At 43.6% G+C, this 13,869-nt stretch carries 11 protein-coding genes and 1 other annotated feature; of the genes, 9 read left to right on the top strand and 2 right to left on the bottom strand.

Translation table 11 applies throughout. The features are described 5' to 3' along the window. Position 1: 1 nt before the first annotated feature. Positions 2–211 (bottom strand): small acid-soluble spore protein SspI, encoded by a 210-nt coding sequence (gene sspI, locus NYE63_RS20625; protein ID WP_061464325.1) that lies wholly within the window; start codon positions 209–211, stop codon positions 2–4. A gap of 122 nt (positions 212–333) precedes the next feature. Between sspI and NYE63_RS20620 the strand changes: the two genes are divergently transcribed. The 3 genes from NYE63_RS20620 to pheT all read left to right on the top strand — a co-directional run bounded on the left by NYE63_RS20620 (position 334) and on the right by pheT (position 4,920). Further along, complete coding sequence (locus NYE63_RS20620) at positions 334–1,092, top strand: RNA methyltransferase (protein WP_342602505.1); 759 nt, start codon at positions 334–336, stop codon at positions 1,090–1,092. Between the two features lie 44 nt (positions 1,093–1,136). Next, positions 1,137–1,378 (top strand) — a binding site (T-box leader). Positions 1,379–1,436: 58 nt separating this feature from the next. Beyond that, positions 1,437–2,477 (top strand): phenylalanine--tRNA ligase subunit alpha, encoded by a 1,041-nt coding sequence (gene pheS / locus NYE63_RS20615; protein ID WP_342602504.1) that lies wholly within the window; start codon positions 1,437–1,439, stop codon positions 2,475–2,477. Between the two features lie 28 nt (positions 2,478–2,505). Beyond that, positions 2,506–4,920 carry a phenylalanine--tRNA ligase subunit beta gene (gene pheT / locus NYE63_RS20610; RefSeq protein WP_342602503.1) on the top strand — a complete coding sequence of 805 codons (2,415 nt, stop codon included), beginning with the start codon at positions 2,506–2,508 and terminating at the stop codon, positions 4,918–4,920. A 111-nt stretch (positions 4,921–5,031) separates the two neighbouring features. On the opposite strand, the gene rnhC is transcribed toward pheT, so the two are convergent. Next, positions 5,032–5,991 carry a ribonuclease HIII gene (rnhC, locus tag NYE63_RS20605; protein WP_342602502.1) on the bottom strand — a complete coding sequence of 320 codons (960 nt, stop codon included), beginning with the start codon at positions 5,989–5,991 and terminating at the stop codon, positions 5,032–5,034. A 172-nt stretch (positions 5,992–6,163) separates the two neighbouring features. Between rnhC and zapA the strand changes: the two genes are divergently transcribed. The 6 genes from zapA to NYE63_RS20575 all read left to right on the top strand — a co-directional run bounded on the left by zapA (position 6,164) and on the right by NYE63_RS20575 (position 13,843). After that, positions 6,164–6,424 carry a cell division protein ZapA gene (gene zapA / locus NYE63_RS20600; RefSeq protein WP_342602501.1) on the top strand — a complete coding sequence of 87 codons (261 nt, stop codon included), beginning with the start codon at positions 6,164–6,166 and terminating at the stop codon, positions 6,422–6,424. A gap of 4 nt (positions 6,425–6,428) precedes the next feature. Further along, the gene (locus NYE63_RS20595; protein WP_144480482.1) at positions 6,429–6,974 is read left to right on the top strand and encodes a CvpA family protein; all 546 of its coding nucleotides are present in this window, start codon (positions 6,429–6,431) and stop codon (positions 6,972–6,974) included. 210 nt (positions 6,975–7,184) lie between these two features. Beyond that, on the top strand, positions 7,185–8,903 hold the full coding sequence (polX, locus tag NYE63_RS20590; protein WP_342602500.1) for a DNA polymerase/3'-5' exonuclease PolX: 1,719 nt from the start codon (positions 7,185–7,187) through the stop codon (positions 8,901–8,903). Positions 8,904–8,938: 35 nt separating this feature from the next. Beyond that, the gene (locus tag NYE63_RS20585) at positions 8,939–11,293 is read left to right on the top strand and encodes an endonuclease MutS2 (RefSeq protein WP_342602499.1); all 2,355 of its coding nucleotides are present in this window, start codon (positions 8,939–8,941) and stop codon (positions 11,291–11,293) included. Positions 11,294–11,358: 65 nt separating this feature from the next. Next, positions 11,359–11,766, top strand: coding sequence for a DUF350 domain-containing protein (locus tag NYE63_RS20580; protein ID WP_342602498.1), 408 nt, complete (start codon positions 11,359–11,361; stop codon positions 11,764–11,766). A gap of 379 nt (positions 11,767–12,145) precedes the next feature. Next, positions 12,146–13,843 carry a long-chain-fatty-acid--CoA ligase gene (locus NYE63_RS20575; RefSeq protein ID WP_342602497.1) on the top strand — a complete coding sequence of 566 codons (1,698 nt, stop codon included), beginning with the start codon at positions 12,146–12,148 and terminating at the stop codon, positions 13,841–13,843. Positions 13,844–13,869: the final 26 nt, after the last annotated feature.

Genomic DNA, 13,869 nt, shown 5'->3' with positions numbered 1-13,869 from the left:
GTTATTTTTTTAATCCTGCTTCGAGGGCAGTGATCATTTCCTGTTTTTCCTGCTCAGATGAATTTTGCCAGATGACCTCGAATAATACTCCCAATCCAGGAAGCATTTTTTCCTCGCCATTTTGTATGGCATCGACAATCGTATCTTCCAGCTGATCTTGCGAATTTCCAGATACATTTTGGATGATCGCATTACGTAAGTTTAAATTCATAATTATTCCTCCTCTAACACATAATGACTGACAGTAATAGCATTTCACAAACTTGCATGCAATATGTATATAAATTGCGTTATAATAGGAAAATCAGTGTGAAGTTAAAGGAGCGTTTACCCTTGAAATATATCGAATCCGTAAAAAACCCTCAAGTTAAGCAATGGAAAAAACTTTTGACGAAAAAAGAACGAGATAAAACAGGTAAATATTTAGTCGAGGGTTTTCATCTAGTTGAAGAAGCCCTAAAAGAAGAAATCGTCTTGGAAGTTATCATCAATGAAGAAACTGAAATGCCTGCACATTTTAAGGTGGAAGGCACAGAACTCATATATGTGAAAAATGATATTATGAAGGCGATTTGCGATACCGAAGCCCCGCAGGGAATTGCCGCGGTTTGTGAACAGAAATCAACGAGCATGGCGTCCATCAATCCAAATAAACTATTGTTGATCGATGCCGTCCAAGATCCGGGGAATATTGGAACGATGATCAGGACAGCGGATGCAGCTGGAATCGATGCGGTCATACTTGGCGAAGGGTGTGCTGACTTGTATAATCCCAAAGTGGTCCGTTCGACGCAAGGGAGCCTCTTCCATATGCCTGTCATTAAAGGGAACCTTTCCGAAATCATCGATGAGCTGAAGCAAAGCGGCACACCGGTTTATGGCACGGCATTAGAAGGCGCATCACCATTTGAAGAAGTGGAAAAGTCTTCCCGTTTTGCCCTGCTGGTTGGTAATGAAGGCCAAGGAGTATCGAAGGAATTACTGGAGAAAACGACTAAAAACCTTTATATTCCCATCTACGGAAAAAGCGAATCATTGAATGTGGGGATCGCTGCCGGGATTTTAATGTACCATTTACGAAAATCGATTTGAAACGGCCGAAGAATTATAATATAATAAAACAGAATTTTATAATGAAAACAACGATGACAAAGAGTAGTAGCTTAAGTTAACCATATCCAGGGAAAAAATGCCTTGACTGAAAGCATTTTTATGGCACTGCTTAAGGGAATTCACCTTTCGAGTTGGCATTGGGAAGACAGGATGTCCGAAAAATGTTCCGGTGAAGAGCCGTTATTTTTAATGAAGTGAGTGCATAAGTTTTTTTGTTTGTGCACTAATAAGGGTGGTACCGCGATACATAAACCTCGTCCCTTTAGGGATCGGGGTTTTTTTGTGTTCATTTTTACAAAAGGAAAATAAAGGAGGAAGACATGATGCAGGAACGATTACTAGAACTGCAGGAAGAAGCGTTGCAAAAAGTTGCCGCCGCTTCCGAATTAAAAGAACTGAATGATGTCCGTGTTGCTTATTTAGGGAAAAAAGGGCCAATCACAGAGGTATTGCGCGGCATGGGTAAATTATCTGCCGAAGAACGCCCGAAAATCGGGGCACTAGCCAATGATGTACGGGAAGCGATCGCAACAAAGATCGAGGAGAAACAAAAAGCACTTGAAACTGCGGCAGTCAATGCAAAGCTAGCAACTGAAACGATTGACGTCACACTTCCAGGACGTCCGATAAACAAGGGAAATCTTCACCCATTAACACGTGTCGTGGAAGAAATCGAAGACTTATTCATCGGTATGGGTTATACCGTTGCGGAAGGTCCTGAAGTCGAAAGTGACTACTACAACTTCGAGGCACTTAACTTGCCAAAAAGCCATCCGGCACGTGATATGCAGGATTCCTTCTACATCACGGATGAAATCCTTATGCGTACGCACACTTCACCTGTTCAAGCCAGAACGATGGAAAAACATAAAGGTCAAGGTCCTGTTAAAATCATTTGCCCAGGAAAAGTATATCGCCGTGATAACGATGATGCGACACACTCTCATCAATTCCAGCAAATTGAGGGCTTGGTCATCGATGAGAACATCAGCATGAGCGACCTGAAAGGAACGCTTGACGTATTTGCGAAAAAAGTATTCGGGCAAGACCGTGAAATCCGTCTTCGTCCAAGTTTCTTCCCATTTACGGAGCCTTCCGTCGAAGTGGATATTTCTTGTAAAATCTGCGGTGGTAAAGGCTGCAGCGTATGTAAGCAAACAGGCTGGATCGAAGTGCTTGGCGGCGGGATCGTTCATCCGAATGTCCTTGAAATGGCTGGCTTCGATTCCAAGAAATACTCTGGATTCGCATTTGGAATCGGCGTGGAACGGATTGCCATGTTGAAATACGGTGTGGACGATATCCGTCATTTCTATACGAATGATGTTCGATTCTTAAAACAATTCAACCATCACGAAGCATAAATTTTTATTTTAAAAAGGAGGACCTACCATGTTTGTGTCATATAAATGGTTACAAGATTATGTTGACCTTTCAGGCATCAATGCGACGGAGCTAGCTGACAAAATCACGAAAAGCGGCATTGAGGTTGAAGGGGTAGAAAAGAAAAGTGAAGGGCTAAAAGGAGTCGTCATCGGGCATGTCATTGAACGTGAACAGCATCCAAATGCGGATAAATTGAATAAATGCCAAGTTGATATCGGGGCCGAAAATCCCGTTCAGATCATCTGTGGAGCACCGAATGTCGATAAAGGCCAAAAAGTCGCAGTCGCTACTGTTGGCGCAGTCCTTCCAGGTAATTTCAAAATCAAGAAAGCGAAACTTCGCGGAGAGGAATCGCACGGGATGATTTGCTCGCTTCAAGAATTGGGCTTCGAATCCAAGCTCGTTTCCAAGGATTATGCTACAGGTATCTTCGTCTTCCCAAATGATGTGGAAGTAGGGAAAGATGCATTGGAGGAACTTGGTTTAAGTGATGAAGTGCTGGAACTTGGGCTGACTCCAAACCGCTCTGACGCATTGAGCATGCTTGGTGTTGCATACGAAGTGGGAGCCATTCTGGGCCGGGAAGTGAAATGGCCGGTTGTCGAGAAAGCAGAGGCAGCTGAAAAAGCATCAGATTATATCAGTGTCAAAGTGGAAGCGAAAGAAGATAACCCGATATACATTGCTAAAATCATCAAGGATGTTAAGGTAGGACCCTCACCGCTTTGGATGCAGACTCGATTGATGTCTGCAGGTATCCGTCCTCATAATAATGTGGTTGATATCACGAACTACATTTTACTTGAATACGGTCAACCGCTTCATGCCTTTGATTATGACCGCTTTGGTTCAAAGGAAATCGTCATCCGCAGAGCGAAGGATGCTGAAAAAATCGTAACTTTGGATGAAACGGAACGCGCTTTGACACCTGACCATTTAGTGATCACAAATGGCAGCGAACCTGTTGCGATAGCTGGTGTGATGGGCGGAGCGGATTCTGAAGTGAAAAATGATACGACAAACATCATTATTGAAAGTGCATATTTTGCAGGTACAGTAGTTCGTAAAGCTTCAAAGGACCATGGATTACGCAGTGAAGCTAGTGCCCGTTTTGAAAAAGGCGTCGACCCGGCCCGTGTTCGTGAAGCTGGAGAACGTGCTGCACAATTGATTGCACAATATGCAGGCGGAACAGTCTTACAAGGAGCAGCAGAAGTTGACGAATTGACAATGGAACCTGCGGTCATTAGCATCACTCTTGAAAAAATCAACACACTTCTTGGAACAAGCATGACCGTATCAGTTGTGGAATCGATCTTCAAGCGTCTGCAATTCGGCGTGGAACTTGACAATGAAACGTTCACAATCACAGTCCCGACGCGCCGTGGTGATATTACGATTGAGGCTGATTTAGTCGAAGAGGCTGCACGTTTATATGGATATGATAACATTCCCGCTACACTGCCAATCGGTTCTGCTACCCCAGGCCAATTGACTGACTATCAAATTAAACGGAGGAAGGCACGCCGTACACTTGAAGGCGCAGGCCTTTATCAAGCGGTGACCTATTCACTGACTAGCCAGGAAAAAGCGTCCCAATTCGCATTGGAAGCAAGAGAATCCATACGATTAGCAATGCCAATGAGTGAAGAAAGAAGCCAGCTGCGTTTAAGCATCGTGCCTCAATTGCTGGAAGTCGTGAAATATAACAATGCCCGCCAAATTGATTCACTGGCACTGTATGAAATCGGTTCGGTATTCTTTAAGCGTGACGAACAAGAACTGCCTGAAGAAAAAGAACATATTGCTGGAGCAATCACTGGCTTATGGGAGTCACATCTATGGCAAGGTGAAAAGAAACCAGTGGATTTCTTTGTAGCCAAAGGCGTGATCGAAGCATTATTCGACACACTTGGATTAGCTGATCAAATCAGTTATCGCCAAGCGGAAATCAACGACATGCATCCAGGACGGACAGCGGAAGTACTATTGAATGGTGAAGTAATTGGCTTTATCGGCCAAGTGCACCCAACTGTCCAAAAAGACTTGGATATTAAAGAAACATACATTTTCGAACTTTCCTTAAAAGCATTGGCTGAAGCCGAAGTCGCGCCGATTGCTTACCAAACCATTCCGCGCTATCCATCAACAACACGCGATATCGCGCTCGTTGTGGATCAAGCTACGAAAGCCGGTGACATTCAGGTTATTATTGAAGAAGCCGGTGGCAAACTGCTGAAGGAAGTAAGTATCTTCGACTTATACGAAGGTGAAAGAATGGAGGAAGGCAAGAAATCCATTGCCTACTCACTGAAATACTTCGATCCGGAACGTACTCTAACGGACGAGGACATTACAAAAGCACATGATAAAGTTCTTGAAGCTGTTAAGGAAAAAGCTGGCGCAGAACTAAGAGGATAAAACCAAAAGACAGCTCCCTGAATCTTGGGGAGCTGTCTTTTTGGATTTACGAGAAAACGGAGCAAACTCACGAGTAAAAGGCGGCTGTTCCGGAAGATCAGCCGCTTTCTTCTATTTATGATATTTCTGCTGATATAGACGCTTCGCTTTTTCTGTGTTGGCGAAGTGGGTTTTCGTGAATTCGTGTAAGGATTCGATTCCTTTTTCATGAATCAATCTTGCGGCGGCTTCATCAACTGCAAATCCGGCACCTTTTGGGATTTTGAATCCGGCTTTTTCACTCAGCAAGTCAAAGCGTTTGACGAATGCATATCGGGCCAGGATGGATGCGGCTGCTACTCCAAGGTGAATTCCTTCCGCTTTTGTGCATAGATAGGTGGCATTAGCTTGGAATAGTTCTTGACCTTTTAGGTAATTGAAAAATACCTCTGGTTGAGCGAATTGATCAATAAGGACCGCTTCCGCTTGTTCCGGCTGGATTTTTTGCATGAGATTCTTGATTGCTTGGTTATGGAGGAGTGCCTTCATTTTTCCTTGTGACATTCCCTTTGCCTGCAGCGCATTATATTTCGGGTTGTCGCATGTAAGCAGGCTGAATGGCACTACATCCTTAATCTGTTTGGCAATTTCGATGATCTGTGGATCTTTCAGATTTTTGGAATCCTGGACACCAAGCTCTTTCAATAGGGCTAGTTGCTCCTTTTTTGCATAGACGGCTACGACGGTCATCGGGCCGAAATAGTCTCCTGTTCCGACCTCATCGGAACCAATCACTGACATGACTCCGATATTTGCAGGTGGCGAATAGCGATGGACGTTTACTGATGCAGATGATGCCGTTTTTTTCTTTGGAGCCGCAGCAGTGGTGCCCTTTTGCCACTTTACCGCTTCTAGTTCGGCATTCTTACCCTGAAAAAGTACCTTACCGGATTTATAGGCGGTCACCGTACATAGCGGCGGTTTGGCGGAAAAGATGCTCCCCGGGGGAAGCTTGGCGGCCAAGGATGAAGAATAATGGGACTTCATCGCCTTTATTTGTTCAGGACTGATAAGTAAAACAACATGGGACATAATGGGTAAGCTCCTAACTTCATTTTGTTTATTGGGTAATCTTCTTCCTAAATCCGATTTCGTTTGACAAATTATTGAAATTTTTATGCAAGAAATGACGATGTACTCTCTTTCGTGACGAAAAACTTCATGATATGATAGAATTAGGATTGTTTAGATTGGGGGCATCATTTTGTCAGACGATAAACGAAATAAAACAACAGTTGATATATACGGACAACCATATACAATCGTCGGCACAGAAAGCGCAAGTCATATGCGCCTGGTCGCTTCAATGGTTGACGAAAAAATGAGAGAGATCAGGATGAAAAATCCATACTTGGAAACAAGTAAGCTAGCAGTGCTAACGGCCGTAAATACCGTCCACGAATATATTAAATTAAAAGATGAATTAGACCAGCTTCAACTGGAATTAAAGAGAGAGAAGGACTGAGTACATGCTTGATTTAGCAATACTGGCCATTCTTTTAATCGGTTTATTAATCGGTTTAAAGCGTGGCTTCATTTTACAATTGGTTCATATGACAGGGTTCATAGTGGCCTTCATCGTCGCATATGTATTTTACGGAGATCTTGCTCCCAATTTGAAATTGTGGATCCCGTTTCCAACGATGGGTGATTCCTCGACCCTTAATATGTTTTTCGATACAGTCGGGCTTGATACGGCTTATTACAATGCTATTGCCTTTGCAATCATTTTCTTTGCTGCCAAGATTCTTTGGCAAATGATAGGATCCATGCTCAACTTCATTACCCATCTTCCGATATTAAAGCAGCTGAATCGCTGGGGTGGAGGGATACTAGGTTTTCTAGAAGTCTATCTTATCATGTTTATTATATTATATATAGCTGCCATGCTGCCAATGGATTCCATCCAGAAACCATTAACGGGATCATTTCTGGCAGAATCGATCGTGAAACATACGCCGTTCCTTTCCGAGCAAGTGAAGGAGCTTTGGTTTCATGATGTAAAACAATCTTAATGTCAGTATAAGTGGGCCTGCCTCCCTTTCTCAAAGTCCTGGATTCCTATACTTTGAACGGGGGAGGCCCCTTTTTATGTAGCAGCATGTAACTTCCTTCTATTTGATTCAAAAGGTAGGAATCGGACTGCTTGTACTTTACCTCCAAGAAAGGTATCTTTAAGAAAGTGAACATGGGACACCCTACTAATTTTTCCGGCGGTGAATTAAATGACAATTAATAAGAAAGATATCATTAAATTATTAGAAAAAATTGCAATATATATGGAACTAAAAGGAGAGAACCCGTTCAAGGTTTCAGCTTTCCGAAAGGCAGCGGGCGCCTTGGAAACGGATGACCGGAGCCTGTCGGCCATCGAAGACTTTACCGCTTTAAATGGAATCGGGAAAGGAACGGCATCGGTCATCGAAGAGTATATAAATGAGGGAAAATCGACTGTACTTGAAGAGCTTCAGGAGCAGGTGCCAAAAGGATTGATTCCGCTCCTTCAGCTTCAAGGTTTGGGCGGGAAGAAAATTGCCAAGCTTCATAAAGAGCTGCATGTCAATGATGTGAATGATCTTAAACTCGCCTGTGAGGAAGGCAGGGTCGCGGCGCTTGCCGGTTTCGGCAAAAAAACGGAAGAGAAGATCCTGTCTGCAATTGCCGAGGCGGGCTCAAGGCCCGATCGGCTGCCCCTTGCCTTCATGAGGCCGATTGCGGATGATATTGAAACGGCACTTGTTAACATGGAATACATAATCCGTTCTTCCAGGGCAGGCAGCATCCGGCGTATGAGGGAAACCATCAAGGACCTCGATTTCATCATCTCGACAGATCATCCTGAAGAGGTTAAGAATCAACTGCTTGCATTAAAGGGAATAAAGCAGGTGATTGCGGCCGGTGATACAAAAGTATCGGTCGTCCTTGATTATGAATATGATATTTCTGTTGATTTCCGAATCGTGAAGGATAAGGAATTCATCACGACACTCCATCATTTTACAGGTTCGAAAGATCACAATGTGCGGATGCGTCAGCTGGCTAAAGATCGTGGAGAGAAAATCAGCGAATATGGGGTGGAAGTGACTGAAACCGGTGATGTATTAACTTTTGAAACGGAAGAACAATTTTATAATCATTTTGGCCTTCCTTTCATTCCGCCAGAACTGCGTGAAGACGGAACGGAAGTGGAGCATTATGATGCAAAGGAACCTCTCATATCTTTAGAAGCCATCAAAGGTGACCTGCACATGCATACGACATGGAGTGACGGTGCCCATACGATTGAAGAAATGATTGAAGCATGCCGTGCAAAAGGGTATCGATATATGGCCATTACCGATCATTCGCAATATTTGAAAGTGGCAAACGGCTTGACCGTGGAACGTTTACGTGAACAAAAGCGGATCATCCATGAACTAAATGAAAAATACGCTGACTTTACCGTTCTTTCAGGGATTGAAATGGATATACTTCCTGATGGAACACTTGATTATGACGATGAGCTGCTTGCAGAGATGGATTTGGTGATCGCATCGATTCACTCAAGCTTTTCACAGCCTCGGGAAACGATCATGGAGCGCTTAAAAACGGCTCTGAATAATCCCCATGTCGATATCATTGCCCATCCAACGGGAAGGATCATCGGCAGACGTACCGGATATGATGTTGATATAGAGATGCTGATCGAACTGGCTCGTGAAACGAATACTGCCTTGGAATTGAATGCGAATCCGAACCGATTGGATTTGGCACCTCCCCATCTGCGCAAGGCGCAGGAAGCAGGTGTTCCGGTCGTAATCAATACGGATGCCCACAGCATCGACATGCTTGAACATATGCCTGTTGGGGTCTCTTCGGCCAAAAAGGGCTGGATTAAAGAATCAACGGTTCTTAATGCAAGGGATACAGACGGATTATTAGCGTTTTTAAAGAGAAATGATTAACTATTTGCCCATAAATAAGGAGGAGCTTTAACTCCATGCATAATAAAGCTTTAAAGACATTGGAATTTCATAAAATAAAAGAACAATTAATCTCACACGCATCCTCATCCATAGGAAAAGAGAAGGCAGAGCAATTGATGCCTTCCACGGATTTTGAAGAAGTGTCGAGATGGCAGGAAGAAACAGATGAGTCAGCCAAAATCGTCCGTTTGAAAGGCAACTTGCCATTGGGCGGGATTTTTGATATCCGTCCACATGCAAAAAGGGCACAGATTGGCGGAATGCTCTCACCGATGGAGTTGATGGAACTTGCGAGTACGATTCGTGCCGGCAGGATCCTCAGCCGTTTCTTCGAAGAACTCGCAGAACAGGAAATTGATGTTCCGCTTTTAGCAGAATATATCGATTCCCTTCATCCATTGATTGATTTGCAACAGGAAATTACGTATGCAGTAAGCGAACATGGTGAAGTGATGGATTCTGCTAGCGACAAGCTTCGTACCTTAAGAAACCAGATTCGGACGAACGAAAGCCGTGTCAGGGAAAAACTAGAAAGCATGATCCGTTCTTCCAATGCATCAACAATGTTATCCGATGCCATCATCACCATCCGTAATGACCGATTCGTCATCCCAGTAAAACAGGAATACCGCAGTGTATATGGCGGAATCATTCATGATCAATCCTCATCAGGGCAGACGTTGTTCATTGAACCGCAAGCAATCGTTCAACTGAATAATGTCCTGCAGGAAACCCGAGTGAAGGAAACGCAGGAAATAGAACGGATATTGGTCGAACTATCGGAAAAAGTCGGTGCGTTCACCCCTGAATTGCTTCATAATGTCAAAGTGCTTGCACAAATCGATTTCCTTGTCGCCAAGGCAAAGTATGCAAAAGCGATAAAAGGATCCAAGCCGATTCTGAATAATGAGGGACGCGTAAAATTATTCAAAGCGAAACACCCCCTCATTCCGAGTGATGTTGTCGTGGCCAATGATATTTTTCTTGGAGATGAATTTACGACAATCGTCATCACCGGTCCGAATACAGGTGGTAAGACGGTTACCCTCAAAACGATTGGGCTCTGTACGTTAATGGCCCAGTCCGGTCTGCAGATCCCTGCGCTGGATGGTTCCGAAACGGCTGTGTTTTCCTCTGTTTATGCCGATATTGGCGATGAACAGTCGATAGAACAAAGCTTAAGTACATTCTCATCGCATATGGTCAATATTGTCGATATCCTTAAGCATGTCGATTATGACAGTCTTGTTTTATTCGATGAGCTTGGAGCGGGAACTGACCCACAGGAAGGTGCCGCTTTGGCCATTTCCATTTTGGATGAAGTGTATAAGCGCGGAGCACGTGTGATTGCAACGACACATTATCCAGAATTAAAAGCGTATGGATATGATCGGGAAGGGGTCATTAATGCAAGCGTCGAATTTAATGTGGAAACCTTGAGTCCCACCTATAAACTTTTGATCGGTGTACCAGGGCGGAGTAATGCGTTTGAAATTTCCAAGCGCCTTGGTTTGGAAGAAAGCGTGATAAGCAACGCCCGCAGTCATATTGGTGAGGATACGAATAAAGTTGAGAATATGATAGCATCCCTTGAAGACAGCCGAAAGAAGGCCGAAGAAGAGGAGCTGGAAGCCAAGAATCACCTGGAACAGGCGGAAATTCTTCATAAAGACCTTCAAAGGCAAATTGGTGAATACCATGAAGAACGGGATGCTATGGTCGAAAAGGCAGCAAAAGAGGCAGCGGCAATCGTTGAAATCGCACAAAAGGAAGCGGAAGCGATCATTTCCGACTTACGTAAACTGCGACTCGAAAAGCATGCCGATGTTAAAGAGCATGAACTGATAGATGCCAAAAAGCGGCTTGAAGAAGCAGCGCCTAAAGTGAAAAAAACATCAAATAAAGCTGCAAGGCCGCTGGATAAAAGCTTGAAACCCGGAGATGAAGTAAAGGTCGTAAGCTTTGGTCAAAAAGGTCACTTGATAGAGAAGGTCTCGAATAATGAATGGCAGGTTCAAATCGGCATCATGAAAATGAAGGTGAAGGAGTCTGACCTGGAATTCATCAAGGCCACAAAAGTTAAGGAAACAAAGCCTCTGACCACGATCAAAGGCCGCGATTATCACGTTAGCGTGGAACTTGATCTTCGTGGAGAACGCTTTGAAAATGCAATATCAAGAGTGGAAAAGTATATTGATGATGCTCTTTTGGCCGGTTATTCGAGTGTCTCCATCATTCATGGTAAAGGAACGGGCGCTCTTAGGTCCGGGGTCCAGGAATACTTGAAAAATCACCGCTCTGTCAAAAGGATTCGCTTCGGTGAAGCCGGTGAAGGCGGAACAGGTGTTACGGTGGTGGAATTTAAATAAAGGAAAGTGGTCACTCCGGCTATTCAGCCAAGCCGGGTGGCTAGTTACCATTCGGGAGTTGGACCATGGTGAACATGTGGGAAAATGAATATGTATATATAGCTGCTCGTTACAGTGTCGTTATTCTGTGCATTATTGTTTTTTTATCCATTTTTGAACTTGTCACAAAGTACAAGAACTGGGAGGAAATCAAACAGGGAAACCTTTCTGTCGCGTTGGCAACAGGTGGTAAAATATTTGGAATCGCCTATGTATTCCAACAATCCATCCTCCATCAGAATTCGCTTATTACCATGATTGGCTGGGGCGTTTACGGATTTGTCCTGCTGTTGGTCGGTTATTTCATTTTTGAATTTATGACTCCTGGATTTAAAATAGATGAAGAGATACAAAAAGATAATCGGGCAGTTGGATTCCTATCGATGATCATATCAATCGCATTATCTTTTGTCATCGGCGCCGGAATTTCTTAATGCCCTTCATGAGAGGGAGTAAGCTGTGGAGAAACTTGCAAAAGTCTTAATTGTTTGTTGCGGAATCTTTTTTCTGTTAGGAATCATTTATATGATATTCTTCACTTGAAAGAAGCGGCCATCATGCCGCTTCTTTTATTTGGTTTCTATTAAAAAGAGTGGGGGGGTATAGAATTATAACTAAGGAGTAGAACCACTCCTTTTTTTGTTTCCCTTTTTAATTGTTTCATCCAATATTCTCTGTGGTTCGTATAGGACATATCTACTGGTCTGCTTCTCGTCATAAGGTCCTTAAACTCTGAAATTCGGCAATTGTAAGAAAATCCCGATTGTATTATAATGATAAAGAGTATTGAGAATATTCAGAAGGAGGGGGCAAATGAGCTATAAGCCATGGCAAGCTATTTATCCGGAACAGATACCTGCTGTCTTGTCGTACGAAGATAAACCTCTTTATTCTTTTTTGAAGGAATCAGCCGAAGAATTCCCTGATAAAGTATCGATTCATTTCCAGGGAAAAGAATTAACCTTCCGGGAAGTGCATGAATCTGCTTTAAAGTTTGCAGCCTATTTAAAAAGTATCGGTCTTCAAAAAGGTGAACGCGTTGCCGTCATGCTTCCTAATTGCCCTCAAGGCGTAATAAGCTTTTTTGGGATATTGATGGCCGGCGGAGTCGTGGTTCAAACGAATCCAACCTATACTGAACGTGAATTAGAATATCAAATGAAAGATTCCGGAGCGAAAATAATTTTAGCAATGGATATTTTATTTCCCCGTGTCACTGCAGTCGCATCAAGAACGGATATAGAACATATAATTGTAACCGCTATCAAGGAATATTTGCCATTTCCGAAAAACCTTATCTACCCTTTTATTCAAAAAAAGCAATACGGAATTGTCATCAATGTGGAGCACGCAGGCAATCATCATTTATTTTCCGAAATCATGAAACGAAAGATCACTGAAGAAGTCACAGTGCCGATCGATGTGCATAATGACCTTGCACTTTTGCAATATACAGGTGGGACAACAGGTTTTCCCAAAGGGGTCATGCTTACCCATAAGAACCTGCTGGCAAATACGAAAATGTGTAATGCATGGCTTTATAAAAATAAGCGCGGTGAGGAAAGGATCCTTGCGATTCTGCCTTTCTTCCATGTGTACGGTATGACTACGGTCTTGGTCCTTTCCGTCATGGAAGGGAACACCATGATCATCATGCCAAAGTTTGATGTCGAAGCGACGCTTAAAACCATCCAAAAACAGAAACCGACCATGTTTCCAGGAGCGCCAACGATGTATATCGGCCTCTTGAACCATCCGGATATCGCTAAATATGACCTTTCTTCCATCAATGCCTGTATAAGCGGTTCTGCATCATTGCCCTTAGAGGTCCAGGAGCAGTTTGAGAAAATTACCGGCGGGAAGCTTGTTGAAGGCTATGGACTTTCTGAAACCTCACCGGTGACCCATGCTAATTTCATTTGGGATCAGCCGCGTGTAAAAGGAAGCATTGGACTGCCGTGGCCAGACACTGACTCGGTGATTCTGTCCCTGGAAAACTTTGAAGAGCTTCCTCCGAATGAAATAGGCGAAATTGCCATAAAAGGACCACAGGTAATGCAAGGATATTGGAACCGTCCGGATGAAACGGAAAAAACCTTTAAAAATGGCTGGCTGCTTACTGGAGATCTGGGTTACATGGATGAGCAGGGGTTCTTTTATGTGGTCGAGAGGAAAAAGGATACAATCATTGCAGGCGGTTTCAATATATATCCACGTGAGGTGGAAGAGGTGCTATACGAGCATGAGGCCATACAGGAAGTAGTTGTGGCAGGTATCCCTGACCCTTATCGAGGTGAGACCGTCAAGGCCTATGTCGTACTGAAAAAAAATGCCAGGGCCACTGAAGAGGAATTGAATGAATTTGCCAGAAAGCACCTGGCTTCCTATAAGGTGCCCCGCAGCTATGAATTCAGGGATGAACTTCCTAAAACGACGATAGGAAAGATCCTGAGAAGAGTCCTTATCGAGGAAGAAAAGAAAAAAATATCCGAGGAAAGAAAAGAAGCTTAAACAAGCCCCCCCTTTTAACGGAGCAG

Origin of the sequence: Peribacillus sp. FSL E2-0159, from assembly GCF_038643155.1 — a bacterium.
Taxonomy (GTDB): domain Bacteria; phylum Bacillota; class Bacilli; order Bacillales; family DSM-1321; genus Peribacillus; species Peribacillus simplex.
This window is presented reverse-complemented; position numbering and strand designations above follow the sequence as displayed.

Coding starts and splice junctions, on each gene's coding strand:
- NYE63_RS20575 (WP_342602497.1), top strand. CDS start 12,146: ATGAGCTATAAGCCATGGCAAGCTATTTATCCGGAACAGATACCTGCT.
- sspI (WP_061464325.1), bottom strand. CDS start 211: ATGAATTTAAACTTACGTAATGCGATCATCCAAAATGTATCTGGAAAT.
- NYE63_RS20580 (WP_342602498.1), top strand. CDS start 11,359: ATGGTGAACATGTGGGAAAATGAATATGTATATATAGCTGCTCGTTAC.
- rnhC (WP_342602502.1), bottom strand. CDS start 5,991: ATGTCCCATGTTGTTTTACTTATCAGTCCTGAACAAATAAAGGCGATG.
- pheS (WP_342602504.1), top strand. CDS start 1,437: ATGCAGGAACGATTACTAGAACTGCAGGAAGAAGCGTTGCAAAAAGTT.
- NYE63_RS20595 (WP_144480482.1), top strand. CDS start 6,429: ATGCTTGATTTAGCAATACTGGCCATTCTTTTAATCGGTTTATTAATC.
- polX (WP_342602500.1), top strand. CDS start 7,185: ATGACAATTAATAAGAAAGATATCATTAAATTATTAGAAAAAATTGCA.
- NYE63_RS20585 (WP_342602499.1), top strand. CDS start 8,939: ATGCATAATAAAGCTTTAAAGACATTGGAATTTCATAAAATAAAAGAA.
- pheT (WP_342602503.1), top strand. CDS start 2,506: ATGTTTGTGTCATATAAATGGTTACAAGATTATGTTGACCTTTCAGGC.